Raw genomic sequence first — 14952 nt, 5'->3', positions numbered from 1 at the left:
CATCATCTGGAAGAAGCGAAACATGAGACACATCATTTCAGTCCTGCTGGAAAACGAACCGGGCGCGCTGTCGCGCGTGGTGGGTCTGTTCTCGGCACGCGGCTACAACATTGAAACCTTGACGGTGGCTCCGACCGAAGATCGTTCGCTGTCGCGCATGACCATCGTCTCCGTTGGCTCCGACGACGTGATCGAACAGATCACGAAGCATCTGAACCGCCTGATCGAGGTGGTGAAAGTGGTCGACCTTACCGAGGGCGCCCACATCGAACGCGAGCTGATGCTGATCAAGGTGAGGGCGGTCGGCAAGGAACGTGAGGAGATGAAGCGGATGTCGGACATTTTCCGCGGCCGCATCATCGACGTCACCGAAAAGACCTACACGATCGAACTGACGGGGGCGAGCGACAAGCTCGACGCCTTCATCGAGGGGCTCGACTCCACGGCGATTCTCGAGACGGTCCGCACGGGCAGCTCGGGCATCGGTCGCGGCGAGCGCATTCTGAAGGTCTGACGTCCCGATCGAAAGGCCGGGCAACGCGGCATCGCCCGGCTGTAATAACAACATTCGCAGTACCTGAATTTCTCTGAATCATCGAATCTAGCCAAGGAACCGACATGAAAGTTTTCTACGACAAGGACGCCGATCTCTCCCTCATCAAGGGCAAGCAGGTCACCATCATCGGCTATGGCTCGCAAGGCCATGCGCACGCGCTGAACCTGAAGGAAAGCGGCGTGAACATCACGGTCGGTCTGCGTAAGGGCGGCGCATCGTGGAGCAAGGCTGAAAACGCCGGCCTGCAAGTCAAGGAAGTCGCAGAAGCGGTGAAGGGCGCGGACGTCGTGATGATGCTGCTGCCGGACGAGCAGATCGCCGACGTGTACGCGAAGGAAGTCCACGCGAACATCAAGCAGGGCGCAGCGCTCGCGTTCGCGCACGGCTTCAACGTTCACTACGGCCAGGTGATCCCGCGTGCTGACCTCGACGTGATCATGATCGCGCCGAAGGCCCCGGGCCACACGGTTCGCGGCACCTACTCGCAAGGTGGCGGCGTGCCGCACCTGATCGCGGTTGCGCAAGACAAGTCGGGCGCCGCGCGCGACATCGCTTTGTCGTACGCAGCGGCTAACGGCGGCGGCCGTGCCGGCATCATCGAAACGAACTTCCGCGAAGAAACCGAAACCGACCTGTTCGGCGAGCAGGCCGTGCTTTGCGGCGGTACCGTCGACCTGATCAAGGCTGGCTTCGAAACGCTGGTCGAAGCGGGTTACGCGCCGGAAATGGCGTACTTCGAGTGCCTGCACGAACTGAAGCTGATCGTCGACCTGATCTACGAAGGCGGCATCGCGAACATGAACTACTCGATCTCGAACAACGCCGAGTACGGCGAGTACGTGACGGGTCCGCGCATCGTGACCGCCGAAACGAAGAAGGCGATGAAGGCCGTGCTGACCGACATCCAGACCGGCGAATACGCGAAGAGCTTCATCATCGAGAACAAGGCTGGCGCACCGACGCTGCAATCGCGTCGCCGTCTGACGGCCGAGCACCAGATCGAGCAGGTTGGCTCGAAGCTGCGCGCGATGATGCCGTGGATCGCGAAGAACAAGCTCGTCGACCAGTCGAAGAACTAAGCGTCTCGACGTAACGGGGTCCGGCGCGGCGCCTCGGCGCGGCGGCCGGACCATGCAAAAAGCCGTCCAAGGGTGCTGAACCCTGGGCGGCTTTTGCTATCCTACGGTTTTACAAAAACACAGAAGCCATCCATGAATTACCCTCATCCGATCATCGCGCGAGAAGGCTGGCCGTTCATCGCCATCGCGGCCGTCGTTGCACTACTGGTTCACGCCTTCGCGGGGTTCGGCTTTGCGTGGCTCTTCTGGCTGATCCTGATCTTCGTCGTGCAGTTCTTCCGCGACCCGGCGCGTCCGATTCCGACGCAGGCCAACGCGGTGCTGTGTCCCGCCGACGGTCGCATCGTCGCGGTAGAAACCGCACATGACCCTTATGCGAATCGTGAAGCGCTGAAGATCAGCGTCTTCATGAACGTATTCAACGTGCACTCGCAGCGCTCGCCGGTCGACGGCGCGATCTCGAAGGTCGAATACTTTCCTGGCGCGTATCTGAACGCCGCGGTCGACAAAGCCTCGCTCGAAAACGAGCGCAACGCGGTCGTGATCGAAATGGCCGGCGGCCAGACGGTCACCTCGGTGCAGATCGCCGGGTTGATCGCACGGCGCATTCTTTGCTACGTCCGTGCCGGCGAGCCGCTGACCCGCGGCCAGCGTTACGGATTCATCCGCTTCGGTTCGCGCGTCGACGTGTATCTGCCGGTGGGCAGCCGTCCGCGCGTATCGATCGGCGAGAAGGTGTCGGCGTCGTCCACGATCCTCGCCGAGCTGTAAAGCGGCATACAGGAGGTTGTTCGAATGGCCGCATTCAAACCGCGTCGACCTCGCAGCAGCGGACCGCTGCCGCGTCCGTTTCGCCGCAACAAGCCGGTGGTCACGGAGTCGCCGGCCGCCGACAGCCGGCGCGCGCAGCGTCAGCAGTTCCTCAGAAAACGCGGCATCTACCTGCTGCCGAACGCGTTCACCACGGCCGCGCTGTTCTGCGGTTTCTTCGCCGTCGTGCAGGCGATGAACGTGCGCTTCGAGATCGCGGCGATCGCGATCTTCGTCGCGATGGTGCTCGATGGCATGGACGGCCGCGTCGCGCGCATGACGCATACGCAAAGCGCGTTCGGCGAGCAGTTCGACAGCCTGTCGGACATGGTGTCGTTCGGTGTTGCGCCCGCGCTCGTGATGTACGAGTGGATACTGAAAGACCTCGGCCGGTGGGGCTGGCTCGCGGCGTTCGTCTATTGCTCGGGCGCGGCGCTGCGGCTCGCGCGCTTCAATACGAACATCGGCGTGGTCGACAAGCGTTTTTTCCAGGGCATGCCGAGCCCGGCCGCGGCGGCGCTGATCGCCGGTTTCGTGTGGCTCGCCACCGACAACCGCGTGCCGCTGAAGCTCGTCTGGCTGCCGTGGGTCGCCTTCGTGCTGACCATCTATGCGGGCGTGACGATGGTGTCGAACGCACCGTTCTACAGCGGCAAGGCGCTCGACGTGCGGCATCGCGTGCCGTTCGGCGTGATCCTGCTGGTCGTGGTCGCGTTCGTGCTCGTGTCGTCCGATCCGCCGCTGATGCTGTTCGGTCTGTTCGTGCTGTACGGTCTGTCCGGCTACGTGTTCTGGGCCTATCAGGCGATACGCGGCCGGGCCAATCCGGCGCGTTCGATGTCGCACGACCGGTGACGAATTGAGCTTCGCTGCATCGCAGCGACATACGAAAAACGGCAGCCCACGCGCTGCCGTTTTTCATTGGCTGATGCTGTTACGAGCCCGCTTCGGAGCGCGGGGCAGGCCGCGCCGGAGCGCATTGCGTGGTGGCTGGAATGCCGCTATAGTCGTCGGATCAGTGCGTTGACGTGGCCGATTTTGCCGAGTCGGCGAGATCGTTCGCTGCGCCGCGCCATCATGCTTGGTTCTCGCCCTTATGCGTCTTTGCGTTCCGTCCGCGCCGGCCGCGATCATCGCGATCGCCTTACCTTGCCAGCGGCCGCACCCATCGTCCTATTCCAAAACCAGGTCACACATCTGAACGACTCCCGAGGAGGCCCGACATGTCCGACAAACTGATCATTTTCGACACCACGCTGCGTGACGGCGAGCAATCGCCCGGCGCGTCGATGACGAAGGAAGAGAAGATCCGCATCGCCAAGCAACTCGAACGGATGAAAGTCGACGTGATCGAAGCGGGCTTCGCGGCCAGCTCGAACGGCGACTTCGACGCGATCCATACGATCGCCGGCCTGGTGAAGGACAGCACGATCTGCTCGCTTGCGCGCGCGAACGACAAGGACATTCAGAAGGCCGCCGACGCACTGAAGCCGGCCGATCATTTCCGCATCCACACGTTCATCGCGACGTCGCCGCTGCACATGGAAAAGAAGCTGCGCATGACGCCCGAGCAGGTGTTCGAGCAGGCCAAGCTCGCGGTGCGTTTCGCGCGCAAGTTTACCGACGACGTCGAATTCTCGCCGGAAGACGGCAGCCGCTCGGATATGGACTTTCTGTGCCGCGTGCTCGAAGCGGTGATCGCCGAAGGCGCGACCACGATCAACATCGCGGACACGGTCGGCTACGGTGTGCCGGAGCTCTATGGCCAACTCGTGAAGACGCTGCGCGAGCGCATTCCGAACTCGCACAAGGCGGTGTTCTCCGTGCATTGCCACAACGACCTCGGCATGGCGGTCGCGAATTCGCTCGCCGGCGTGCAGATCGGCGGTGCACGCCAGGTCGAATGCACGATCAACGGTCTCGGCGAGCGCGCGGGCAACACGTCGCTCGAAGAAATCGTGATGGCGGTGAAGACCCGCAAGGATTACTTCGGACTCGACGTCGGTCTCGATACGACTCAAATCGTGCCGGCCTCGAAGCTCGTGTCGCAGATCACCGGCTTCGTCGTGCAGCCGAACAAGGCCGTGGTCGGCGCGAACGCATTCGCGCATGCGTCGGGCATCCATCAGGACGGCGTGCTGAAGGCGCGCGACACCTACGAAATCATGCGTGCGGAAGACGTGGGTTGGACCGCGAACAAGATCGTGCTCGGCAAGCTGTCGGGCCGCAATGCGTTCAAACAGCGTCTGCAGGAGCTCGGCATCGCGCTCGACAGCGAAGCCGAACTGAACACCGCGTTCGCGCGCTTCAAGGAACTTGCGGATCGCAAGGCGGAGATTTTCGACGAAGACATCATCGCGATCGTCAACGAGGAATCGGCCGAAGCGCACGAGAAGGAGCACTACAAATTCCTGTCGATGTCGCAGCATTCGGAAACCGGTGAGCAGCCGCACGCGAAGGTCGTATTCTCGGTAGAGGGTAAAGAGATCACCGGCGAAGCGCGCGGCAATGGCCCGGTCGACGCCACGCTCAACGCGATCGAAACGGAAGTGGGCAGCGGCTCCGAGCTGCTGCTGTACTCGGTCAACGCGATCACGACCGGCACCCAGGCGCAGGGCGAAGTGACCGTTCGGTTGTCGAAGAGCGGACGCATCGTCAACGGCACCGGCACCGATCCGGATATCGTCGCGGCGTCCGCGAAGGCATATTTCTCGGCGCTCAACAAACTCTATTCGAATGCGGACAAATTGAATCCGCAGCGCTCGGAGTAACGCGAACATTGCGCGCCGGTGGCGCGCAATGTCGACTGTGAATCGATGAGAAGCCCCGCGATGCCTGGGACGCGGGGCTTTTTTTCGCGGTCATCGCGCAAGCGCGGCGACCCGATACGCCGGGACTACTCCGCCGTCGTGCGCCGCAGCGACCAGCCGTTCGTTGCGCGCGCCTGCTCGCGGACCTGATATCTGAGGTCGACGGTGATCCCGCGGCGGGGCGCATCCGCGACGAACGCGTCCAGCAGTTCGCGCACGTCGTGATCGACGAAATCGGCGCGTGTCGCGTCGACGATGACGGTGGCGCCATCCGGAATCTGCTCCAGATAGTGCTTGAGCGGCACCTTGCCGAGAAACGACACGTCCTTGCGAAACGACAGCAGGTAGTGATCGCCATGCTGCGCGAGCACGATCGGGCCGCGCAGGTTTGCGTACAGCGCGAACAGCATGCTGCACAGGATGCCGAGCACGATACCGATCAGCAGATCGGTGACGAGCACACCGGCGACCGTGACGATAAACGGTGCGAACGGCGCGAATCCCTGTCGCGCGAGCCCGGCGAACAACGACGGCTTGGCGAGTTTGAAGCCGGTGAAGATCAGGATCGCGGCAAGGCAGGCGAGCGGGATCAGGTTGATCACGCTCGTGAGTGCGAACACGCTGACGAGAAGCAACACCCCATGAACGATCGCCGAGAGCCGGCTTTTTGCGCCGGCATGCACGTTCGCGGAGCTACGCACGATCACTGCGGTGATCGGCAGTCCGCCGATCGCGCCCGCGATCAGATTGCCTACGCCCTGCGCCTTCAGTTCGCGATCGGGCGGTGCGCGGCGGCGTTCCGGATCGATCTGTTCGACCGCTTCGAGGCTCAGTAGCGTTTCGAGACTTGCGAGGATGGCGATCGTGATCGCGACGCGCCATATGTCTGGATTGATGAGCTGGGCGAACCGCGGTCCGAAGTCGGCCGACGCGAGCACGGCCTGCAGTGCCGCGAACGATTCGAGCGACGGCAACGCGACCCGCCGTTCGGCGGGCGGTGCCAACGATGGCGCGACGAGATCGAGCGTGAGGGTCGCGCCGATGCCGAGCAGCACCACCGCGAGCGGCGCCGGCATGATGCGCACGACGGCGAAGCGGCGCAGCGCGCGCGTTTCCCAGCCGGCGAGGATTGCGAGCGACAGCAGTGTGATCAGCACGGCGGTCAGCGAGATTGGGCCGAGCGGCGTTGCGACCTCCGCCGCCGAGAGGACGGAGTGAGCGGTGCCGGACAACCCCAGCGCTACGGGAAACTGCTTCAGGATCAACAGCACGCCGATGGCCGCGAGCATCCCCTTGATCACTGGCGACGGCACGTAGGCCGCCAACCGACCAGCCCTGAGCATGCCGAAGCCGAACTGGATGACGCCCGACAGCAGTACGGCCAGCAGGAAAGCGGAAAAGCCGCCAAGCCGCGCGATGCCGTCGACGACGATCACGACGAGGCCGGCGGCCGGGCCGCTCACGCTCAGACGCGAGCCGCTCAGCGCGGCAACCACGAGCCCGCCAATGATGCCCGACACCAGTCCGGCAAACGGGTCGACGCCCGATGCATGAGCAATGCCGAGGCAAAGCGGCAGCGCGACCAGAAAAACGGCCGTTCCGGCGAGCACGTCGCGCTGGAGCGCGGAGAAGGAGGTTTGAGTATCCATGGAGTCCAGAAGCGGGAGTAGGGTGGCGGGCGACGAACAGCGGTGGCTCGATGACGATTCCGCTGTCGGCTCCGTCCGCGGTTTGAATGGGGCGCGCGACGCGCTTCGCTAGGCCGCGCTGTGCGCGGCGGTCGGGCAGGTCATCGCGTCGTCGGCGCTATAGCCGGAGGTGAGAACCTTGATGCGCCCGTCGTCGAGCGCAAAGATCCAGCCGTGCACGAGCGGCGGCGCATCAGCCTCGTGCACGATCGGGCTCGCCCGTAGCTGCCGCACCTGTTCGAACACATTCAGCTCGGCGAGGCGGTTCACGCGATCCGATTCGCTCGCCGCGCCGTCCAGTTCCGGGCGATGCGTTCGCGCGAGCGCGCAGAGCGGCGCGATACGCCGGTTTACATGGGGCAGCGCGGGGTCGGGCGGCAGCAGCGCGGCGCGCACGCCGCCGCAGCCATAGTGCCCGCAGACGATCACATGGCCGACCTTGAGCACTCGCACCGCGTATTCGAGGACGCTCGCGACGTTGTCGTCGCCGGGATCAAACAGGTTGGCGATGTTGCGATGAACGAACAGATCGCCGGGCTCGCAATGTGTGATCGTTTCGGCGGGCACTCGGCTGTCCGCGCAGCCTATCCACAGAATGTGCGGATTCTGTCCGCGCATGAGGTCGCGAAAGAATGCCGGATTGCGCGTCGCGGTTTCATGGGCCCACGCGACGTTGGCGACCAGCAGGTGTTTGGGGCGGTTCATCGTAGCAACTCCGTAACACAGGCAATTGACCTGGCACCGGATCGAAACCGCGGCTGTGCGGTCGATCGCGAGCCGGTGCCTAACGGTGTTTACGATAACCTTTCTTTTGCGAAATGGTTGACGCGAGCAGGATAAAATTCTTCTTTATGCTCGAGGAATAAAAAAGCCGCCTATGGCTAGCGGCTTTTTTGAGATGGGCTTCTTCTTTCGAAAACGGCGCTCTGGACTCAGAACAGGCTGCGGCGGTCGGGCTCGTGCAGCGGGTCGGGAGTCTTCTGCGTGAGGCGCAAGATGCCCTGGTCGTCGAAGTAGAAGCTGTACAGCATGTACCAGACGTTGTCCTCGAGATACCGATAGGTCCACACTTCGCGCCTCATCATCGGGAAGTACGACGTTTCGACCGGACGGCCGAAGTTCACCAGCACGTCGCTGCGCGTCCATTTGCCGATCTCGGCGCGGTAGAACTCGTTGGGTTGCAACACCTGGCGCATGTTGACGATCTTGCCGGCCGCGTCGATGTCGGCGGCGGTGGTGGTTTCGCCCATCGGTTGGGTCGGCCACATCAGGCGCTTGCCGCCGTCGGGCAGGTCGTAGGTTTCGCGCGGCGGTCCGAGCCGCGCGATCACCGTCGATGCATCCGCTCCCTGTTGATACTGCTGCCACGGCTGGGCGCAGCCGGCGAGCGCGAGCACGCTCAGGCAAACGAACGCGGCGCGCCGCAGACTCGCGCCGGCCGGGGTTGTGATAGAGGCCGCCGTGCGGTGATGGCGGTTCGACATGTATTCCTCCGATGGCGTTTGAATAGCGGTTCTTATCATCGAGACGCACTATTTTGACACGCGCCACGGCGAAAGAATGGCGCTGCTCGAACGTGCGTCGCCTCCAAAGGGAACGGATGCGCCGGCTTGCCTATTCCGTGCGCGTGGTTCTATGATCCGCGCTTCGAAGATTCAGGCAGGACGACCATGACGGCGATGTGGCAACGGGCGGCGGCGGTTGCGCTGACGGCGATCTCAATGGCGGCGGTTGGCGTGGGCGTGGCGCGGGCGACGAGTTCGGAGGTGAATCCGATCGGCAAACCCACGGGCGCCCCGATCCGGCTCGCGCTGATCGAAGGCATGTCTGGCCCGTTCGCGAACGCGGGCACGGCAGTCGAGCGCAATCTGCGCTTCGGTGTCGAACAGGTCAACGCGCACGGCGGCGTGAAGCTCGCAGACGGCGCGCATCCGTTCGAACTCGTCGTGCTCGACAGCAAAGGCAGCACAGAGGAAGCGCTGACGCAATTGCGCGCAGCCGCGGATCGCCATATCGGCTACATCCTGCAGGGCAATAGCTCGGCGGTCGCCGCGGCGCTCATCGGCGCGATCGACAAGCACAACAGCCGCGAGCCGGACAACCGCGAACTGTTCCTGAACTACTCGGCCGACGACCCCGCGCTCACCAACACGAACTGCAGCTTCTGGCACTTCCGCTTCGACGCGCACGCGGGCATGCGGATGGCCGCGCTCGCCGCGGTGATCGAGCGCGACAGGACGGTGAAAAAGGTCTACCTGCTGAATCAGGACTATAGCTTCGGCCACGACGTAAGCAGCCTCGCGCGCTCGACGCTCGCGGTGAAGCGGCCTGACATCGCGGTGGTCGGCGACGAATTCCACCCGATCGGCCGAGTGAAGGACTTCGCGCCGTACATCGCGAAGATCCGCGCGAGCGGCGCGGACGCCGTGATCACCGGCAACTGGGGCAACGACCTGACGTTGCTCGTGAAGGCGGCGCGCGAGCAGGGCCTCGACACGAAGTTCTACACGTTCTACGGCAACAGCCTCGGCGCGCCGGCCGCCCTCGGCGACGCGGGTGTGGGTCACGTGATCGCCGTGGCCGAGTGGCATCCGAACGTCGGCGGCGCGGCTTCCGATGCATGGTACGCGGCGTTCCGCGCGCGCTATCCGGCCGCGCAGGACGACTATCCGGTGCTGCGTATGCCACTGCTGATCGACACACTCGCCGCCGCGATGAACCGCGCCGGCAGCGCCGATCCGACGGCGGTCGCGAAAGCGCTCGAGGGCATCCGCTTCGACAACGGTTTTCACGCATCGTGGATGCGCGCCGACGACCATCAGCTGATCCAGCCCCTTTACGTGATGCAGATGGACAAAGCCGGCACCCCCGGCGTGCATTTCGATAACGAAGGTTCCGGCTATGGCTTTCGCACGGTGCTGGCGCTGCCAGCCGAGCGCACGATATTGCCGACAGTCTGTCGGATGCGACGCCCCTGAGAGACGCGCGATCCGCCTTGCTAGCGCGGGCTTCGCGGCCGAAGTCGGCTGTGCTACAATACGCGTCCCGTTGTTGGGCTGGGTTCTCATTCAGCTAATTCAGCCACGAACGGGGCTCAGTAAATTGTGAAACGGGTATCCCACGGCACGGCCTTTCTTCCGTGACCGCCTGTCCAGTTATCAAGGAAATTGACATGTCCGCAGTTGAAGCAAGCAAGAAGTCCGAAGTCGTCGCGCAATTTGCACGCGCAGCCAACGACACCGGCTCCCCCGAAGTTCAGGTCGCGCTGCTCACGACCCGTATCAACGAACTGACCTCCCACTTCAAGGAGCACACGAAGGATCACCACAGCCGCCGCGGTCTGCTGCGCATGGTGAGCCGCCGTCGCAAACTGCTCGACTACCTGAAGGGCAAGGACGCGGATCGTTACCGCAGCCTGATCGAGAAGCTGGGTCTGCGTAAGTAATCGGCCAGTCGTTCAGCAAGATGCCTGTGTCAGTTTCGCTGATACAGGCATTTTGTTTTTGCACGGCGCGCTTCGTGTAACGCGCACCGCCTGTGATCCGCGGCGTATGCCGGTTCGCGCGGCGTCCACGGGCAAGCGTAGTAGCAGTAGCAGAGCAGCAGTAGAAAAGCAGTAACAGGAAACAAGGCCGGGCTTCAGGGCAGAGTTTTGTGTCATTCCAGCGGTTCGCGCGCGCTCGCAGCACGTGACTCTCTGGAATGGCATAGCACGACTCTTCCCATGCGGCGCCGGCCCCGGCGTTGCCGCGCCGCTTCCGGTCTGCGCGGCATTACGATGAGGAAAAGCAATGACTATGTTCAATAAGATCGTCAAAGAGTTTAAGTGGGGGCAGCACAACGTTCGCCTCGAAACCGGTGAAATCGCTCGCCAGGCGAGCGGCGCGGTAATCGTCGACGTCGAAGACACCGTGGTGCTCGCCACCGTGGTCGGCGCGAAGACCGCGAAGCCGGGTCAGGACTTCTTCCCCCTCACCGTCGATTACATCGAAAAGACCTACGCCGCCGGCAAGATCCCGGGTGGCTTCTTCCGTCGCGAAGGCCGTCCGTCGGAAGGCGAGACGCTGATCTCGCGCCTGATCGACCGTCCGCTGCGCCCGCTCTTCCCGGAAGGCTTCTACAACGAAGTGCAGGTCGTGATTCACGTGCTGTCGCTGAATCCGGAAATCCCCGCCGACATCCCGGCGCTGATCGGCGCATCGGCGGCGCTCGCGGTGTCCGGTCTGCCGTTCAACGGCCCGGTCGGCGCGGCACGCGTGGCCTACATCAACAATGAATACGTGCTGAACCCGACGCGTCCGCAGATGAAGGAATCGGCGCTCGACCTGGTCGTCGCCGGTACGGAACGCGCGGTGCTGATGGTCGAATCGGAAGCGCAGCAGCTGAGCGAAGAGGTAATGCTCGGCGCCGTCGTGTTCGGTCATGAGCAGATGCAGACCGCGATCGACGCGATCCATGAACTGGTCCGCGAAGGCGGCAAGCCCGAGTGGGACTGGCAGCCGGCCGCGAAGAACGAAGCGCTGATCGCGCGCGTCACGGAACTCGCGCAAGCCGATCTGCTCGCGGCTTACCAGATCCGCGACAAGCAGGCTCGCTCGACCAAGCTGAAGGAAGTCTACGCGGCGACCTCGGCGAAGCTCGAGGAAGAAGCGGCGGCAGACGGTACCGTGGCGGCCGACAAGGCGTCGGTCGGCAACGTGCTGTTCGACATCGAAGCGAAGATCGTCCGTACCCAGATCCTGAACGGCGAGCCGCGCATCGACGGCCGCGACACGCGCACCGTGCGCCCGATCGAAATCCGCACCGGCGTGCTGCCGCGTACCCACGGCTCGGCGCTGTTCACGCGCGGCGAGACGCAGGCGCTGGTGGTTGCGACGCTCGGCACGAAGGGTGACGAGCAGAGCATCGACGCGCTCGAAGGCGAATACCGTGAGCGCTTCATGCTCCACTACAACATGCCTCCGTTCGCGACCGGCGAAACGGGCCGCGTCGGTTCGCCGAAGCGCCGCGAAATCGGTCACGGCCGTCTCGCCAAGCGCGCGCTCGTCGCGTGCCTGCCGAGCGCCGACGAATTCGGCTACTCCATCCGCGTCGTGTCGGAAATCACGGAGTCGAACGGCTCGTCGTCGATGGCCTCGGTGTGCGGCGGCTGCCTCGCGCTGATGGACGCCGGCGTGCCGATGAAGGCGCACGTCGCCGGCATCGCGATGGGCCTGATTCTCGAAGGCAACCGCTTCGCGGTGCTGACCGACATCCTCGGCGACGAAGATCACCTCGGCGACATGGACTTCAAGGTCGCGGGTACGGAACAAGGCGTGACCGCGCTGCAGATGGACATCAAGATCCAGGGTATTACCAAGGAAATCATGCAGGTCGCGCTCGCGCAGGCGAAGGAAGGCCGCATGCACATCCTCGGCAAGATGACCTCGGCGGTGTCGGGCGCGAACACCCAGCTGTCGGAGTTCGCCCCGCGCATGATCACCATCAAGATCAACCCGGAAAAGATCCGCGACGTGATCGGCAAGGGTGGCTCGGTAATCCGCGCGCTGACCGAAGAAACCGGCACCACGATCGACATTTCGGACGATGGCGTCGTCACGATCGCGAGCACGAACAGCGAAGGCATGGCCGAAGCGAAGCGTCGTATCGAAGCGATCACGATGGAAGTCGAAGTGGGCCAGGTGTACGAAGGCACCGTGCTCAAGCTGCTCGACTTCGGCGCGATCGTGAACATCCTGCCGGGTAAGGACGGTCTGCTGCATATCTCCGAGATCGCGAACGAGCGCATCAAGGACATCAACGACTATCTGAAGGATGGCCAGCAGGTGAAGGTCAAGGTCATCCAGACGGACGAGAAGGGTCGTGTGCGTCTGTCGGCGAAGGCACTGCTGAACGACGCGCCGCAAGGCGAACCGACGCCGCAGTAAGGCGGTAACGGACAAACGGCCGGCCGTGTCATGCACGCCGGCCGTTTTTCATGCAGGATGGATTGCGTTGCGCATTCGAATCGCAGCTGGGTGCCAGGGCGAACGGCAGCAACGGATAGGCAACGCAATCCAATCTTGGAGTTGACGCAGATGAAAGCGATCGAAATCACTGAATTCGGTGCCCCGGAAGTCCTCAAGCTGGCGGAGCGTCCGACGCCGCAGCCCAAGGCTGGCGAGGTGCTGATCAAGGTGGCGGCATCCGGCATCAATCGTCCGGACGTGTTTCAGCGCAAGGGCGGTTATGCGCCGCCACCCGGAGCGTCGGATCTGCCGGGGCTGGAGGTGGCGGGCGAGATCGTCGGCGGCACGATCGACGCGAAGAACAACCCGTTCGGTCTGAAGATTGGCGACCGCGTGTGCGCGCTGCTCGCGGGCGGCGGCTATGCGGAGTATGCGGCGGCGCCGCTTCTGCAATGCCTGCCCGTGCCGGCGGGATTGTCGGATGTCGAAGCGGCTTCGCTGCCCGAGACTTTCTTCACGGTGTGGAGCAACGTATTCAATCGCGCGCAGCTCGGCCAGGGTGAGGGTGGCGCGAACGAAACGCTGCTCGTACAGGGCGGATCGAGCGGCATCGGCGTGACTGCGATCCAGATTGCGCACGCGCTCGGGTTCCGTGTGTTCGCCACCGCTGGCTCGGACGAAAAGTGCCGCGCGTGCGAAGCGCTCGGCGCCGAACGGGCCATCAACTACAAGACGGAAGATTTTGTCGAAGTCATCAAGTCGCTGACCAACGATCGTGGGGTCGACGTGATCCTCGATATGGTCGCGGGCAGCTACGTGCCGCGCGAACTGTCGGCGCTCGCCGACGGTGGCCGCATCGTGCTGATTGCGCTGCTCGGCGGCGCGAAGGCGGAGCTGAACCTGAACGAAGTGCTGCGTCGCCGCCTGACCGTTACCGGTTCGACACTGCGGCCACGGCCGATCGAGTTCAAGGCACAGATCGCCGCGCAACTGAAAGAGCGCGTATGGCCGCATCTCGAAGCCGGGCGCATCAAGCCGGTCGTGCATCGCGTGTTTCCGGCCACCCAGGCTGCCGACGCCCACACGCTGATGGAAAGCAGCGCCCACGTTGGCAAGCTCGTGTTGACGTGGGGTCAGGAGGCTTGACACCACCGGTTTGACCCGATCCACCCCACGCAGTAAAATTGCGCGTTTTGCGCGCGCCGGAGCAGGTCGGACTGGCAAGACAGGACAATACGAGACGATGTCGAATCAACAACGAGCCAAACTGGTAGTCGGTAATTGGAAGATGCATGGGCGGCTCGCCGCGAACGCCGCGTTGTTGCAGGCAGTGGTGCAGGGGGCCAATGAATTGCCGGCCGACGTGCGCGTCGGTGTCTGCGTGCCGAGCCTCTATATCGCGCAGGCGCAGTCGCTGCTCGAAGGCAGTCCGGTCGTGTGGGGCGTGCAGGACGTGTCCGCGTTCACGCATGGCGCCTATACCGGCGAAGTGGCTGCGCCGATGGTGACAGACTTTGGTGCCACGTTTGCGATCGTCGGGCACTCGGAGCGCCGCGCGTATCATCGCGAAAGCGCCGAGCTGGTCGCGGTGAAAACGCAGCGTGTGCTTGAGGCAGGGTTGACGCCGATCGTGTGCGTCGGCGAAACGCTCGAAGAACGCGAGGCTGGCTCGACCGAGCAGGTCGTCGGCGGTCAGCTCGACGAGGTGCTCGCGAAGCTGTCGGCCCAGGAAGCGGCTCGCCTCGTCGTCGCGTATGAGCCGGTGTGGGCAATTGGCACCGGCAAGAGCGCATCGGCGGCACAGGCGCAGGCCGTGCATGCGTTCCTGCGCGCACGTCTCGCGGCAAAAGGTGCGGCGGACGTGCCGTTGCTGTACGGCGGCAGCGTGAAGCCGGACAACGCGGAAGAACTGTTCCGTCAGAACGATATCGACGGCGGCCTGATCGGCGGCGCGTCGTTGAAAGATCAGGATTTCCTGGCAATCTGCAAGGCGGCCGCTGCGACCAGCGTGGCTGGTTAAGTAGAGCGTCTCGACAAGGATGGCTCCTTTTCGCGCAACAC

13 protein-coding genes are annotated in these 14952 nt (G+C 63.7%); 10 read left to right on the top strand and 3 right to left on the bottom strand.

Annotation, left to right across the window (positions count from 1 at the left end; genetic code table 11):
* Positions 1 to 22: 22 nt before the first annotated feature.
* The 5 genes from ilvN (at position 23) to VSR82_RS18410 (ending at position 5216) form a co-directional block, all read left to right on the top strand.
* Positions 23 to 514, top strand: coding sequence for an acetolactate synthase small subunit (gene ilvN, locus VSR82_RS18430; RefSeq protein WP_008920618.1), 492 nt, complete (start codon positions 23 to 25; stop codon positions 512 to 514).
* 104 nt (positions 515 to 618) lie between these two features.
* Positions 619 to 1635 (top strand): ketol-acid reductoisomerase, encoded by a 1017-nt coding sequence (gene ilvC, locus VSR82_RS18425; RefSeq protein ID WP_008920617.1) that lies wholly within the window; start codon positions 619 to 621, stop codon positions 1633 to 1635.
* 132 nt (positions 1636 to 1767) lie between these two features.
* Positions 1768 to 2406 (top strand): phosphatidylserine decarboxylase, encoded by a 639-nt coding sequence (locus VSR82_RS18420; RefSeq protein ID WP_115102455.1) that lies wholly within the window; start codon positions 1768 to 1770, stop codon positions 2404 to 2406.
* A 24-nt stretch (positions 2407 to 2430) separates the two neighbouring features.
* Entirely contained in the window at positions 2431 to 3300 is an 870-nt protein-coding gene (gene pssA, locus VSR82_RS18415; protein ID WP_013088925.1) for a CDP-diacylglycerol--serine O-phosphatidyltransferase, read from the top strand.
* A gap of 368 nt (positions 3301 to 3668) precedes the next feature.
* On the top strand, positions 3669 to 5216 hold the full coding sequence (locus VSR82_RS18410; protein ID WP_013088926.1) for a 2-isopropylmalate synthase: 1548 nt from the start codon (positions 3669 to 3671) through the stop codon (positions 5214 to 5216).
* Positions 5217 to 5341: 125 nt separating this feature from the next.
* Here the strand turns inward: VSR82_RS18410 and VSR82_RS18405 are convergent, their stop codons facing one another.
* From VSR82_RS18405 to VSR82_RS18395, 3 genes are all read right to left on the bottom strand, one after another.
* Positions 5342 to 6904: a SulP family inorganic anion transporter gene (locus tag VSR82_RS18405; RefSeq protein ID WP_429460397.1), complete on the bottom strand. Its 1563-nt coding sequence runs from the start codon at positions 6902 to 6904 to the stop codon at positions 5342 to 5344.
* A gap of 108 nt (positions 6905 to 7012) precedes the next feature.
* The gene (locus VSR82_RS18400; protein ID WP_429460395.1) at positions 7013 to 7648 is read right to left on the bottom strand and encodes a carbonic anhydrase; all 636 of its coding nucleotides are present in this window, start codon (positions 7646 to 7648) and stop codon (positions 7013 to 7015) included.
* Positions 7649 to 7875: 227 nt separating this feature from the next.
* Positions 7876 to 8427: a hypothetical protein gene (locus VSR82_RS18395; protein ID WP_176380822.1), complete on the bottom strand. Its 552-nt coding sequence runs from the start codon at positions 8425 to 8427 to the stop codon at positions 7876 to 7878.
* Positions 8428 to 8613: 186 nt separating this feature from the next.
* Here VSR82_RS18395 and VSR82_RS18390 point away from each other — a divergent pair, with 186 nt between their 5' ends.
* From VSR82_RS18390 to tpiA, 5 genes are all read left to right on the top strand, one after another.
* Positions 8614 to 9921 (top strand): branched-chain amino acid ABC transporter substrate-binding protein, encoded by a 1308-nt coding sequence (locus VSR82_RS18390; protein WP_429460393.1) that lies wholly within the window; start codon positions 8614 to 8616, stop codon positions 9919 to 9921.
* 194 nt (positions 9922 to 10115) lie between these two features.
* Entirely contained in the window at positions 10116 to 10388 is a 273-nt protein-coding gene (gene rpsO, locus VSR82_RS18385; protein ID WP_008920609.1) for a 30S ribosomal protein S15, read from the top strand.
* 346 nt (positions 10389 to 10734) lie between these two features.
* Positions 10735 to 12870 (top strand): polyribonucleotide nucleotidyltransferase, encoded by a 2136-nt coding sequence (pnp, locus tag VSR82_RS18380; protein WP_429460391.1) that lies wholly within the window; start codon positions 10735 to 10737, stop codon positions 12868 to 12870.
* Positions 12871 to 13020: 150 nt separating this feature from the next.
* Positions 13021 to 14037, top strand: a complete 1017-nt coding sequence (locus VSR82_RS18375; protein WP_429460389.1) for an NAD(P)H-quinone oxidoreductase — start codon at positions 13021 to 13023, stop codon at positions 14035 to 14037.
* A gap of 97 nt (positions 14038 to 14134) precedes the next feature.
* Positions 14135 to 14911 carry a triose-phosphate isomerase gene (gene tpiA, locus VSR82_RS18370; RefSeq protein WP_368587038.1) on the top strand — a complete coding sequence of 259 codons (777 nt, stop codon included), beginning with the start codon at positions 14135 to 14137 and terminating at the stop codon, positions 14909 to 14911.
* Positions 14912 to 14952: the final 41 nt, after the last annotated feature.

The sequence above is a fragment of the Burkholderia sp. JPY481 genome (genome assembly GCF_038900515.1).
Classification (GTDB): Bacteria; Pseudomonadota; Gammaproteobacteria; order Burkholderiales; family Burkholderiaceae; genus Paraburkholderia; species Paraburkholderia youngii.
The sequence above is the reverse complement of the archived record's forward strand: the minus strand, read 5'-3'. Positions and strand labels throughout refer to the sequence as shown.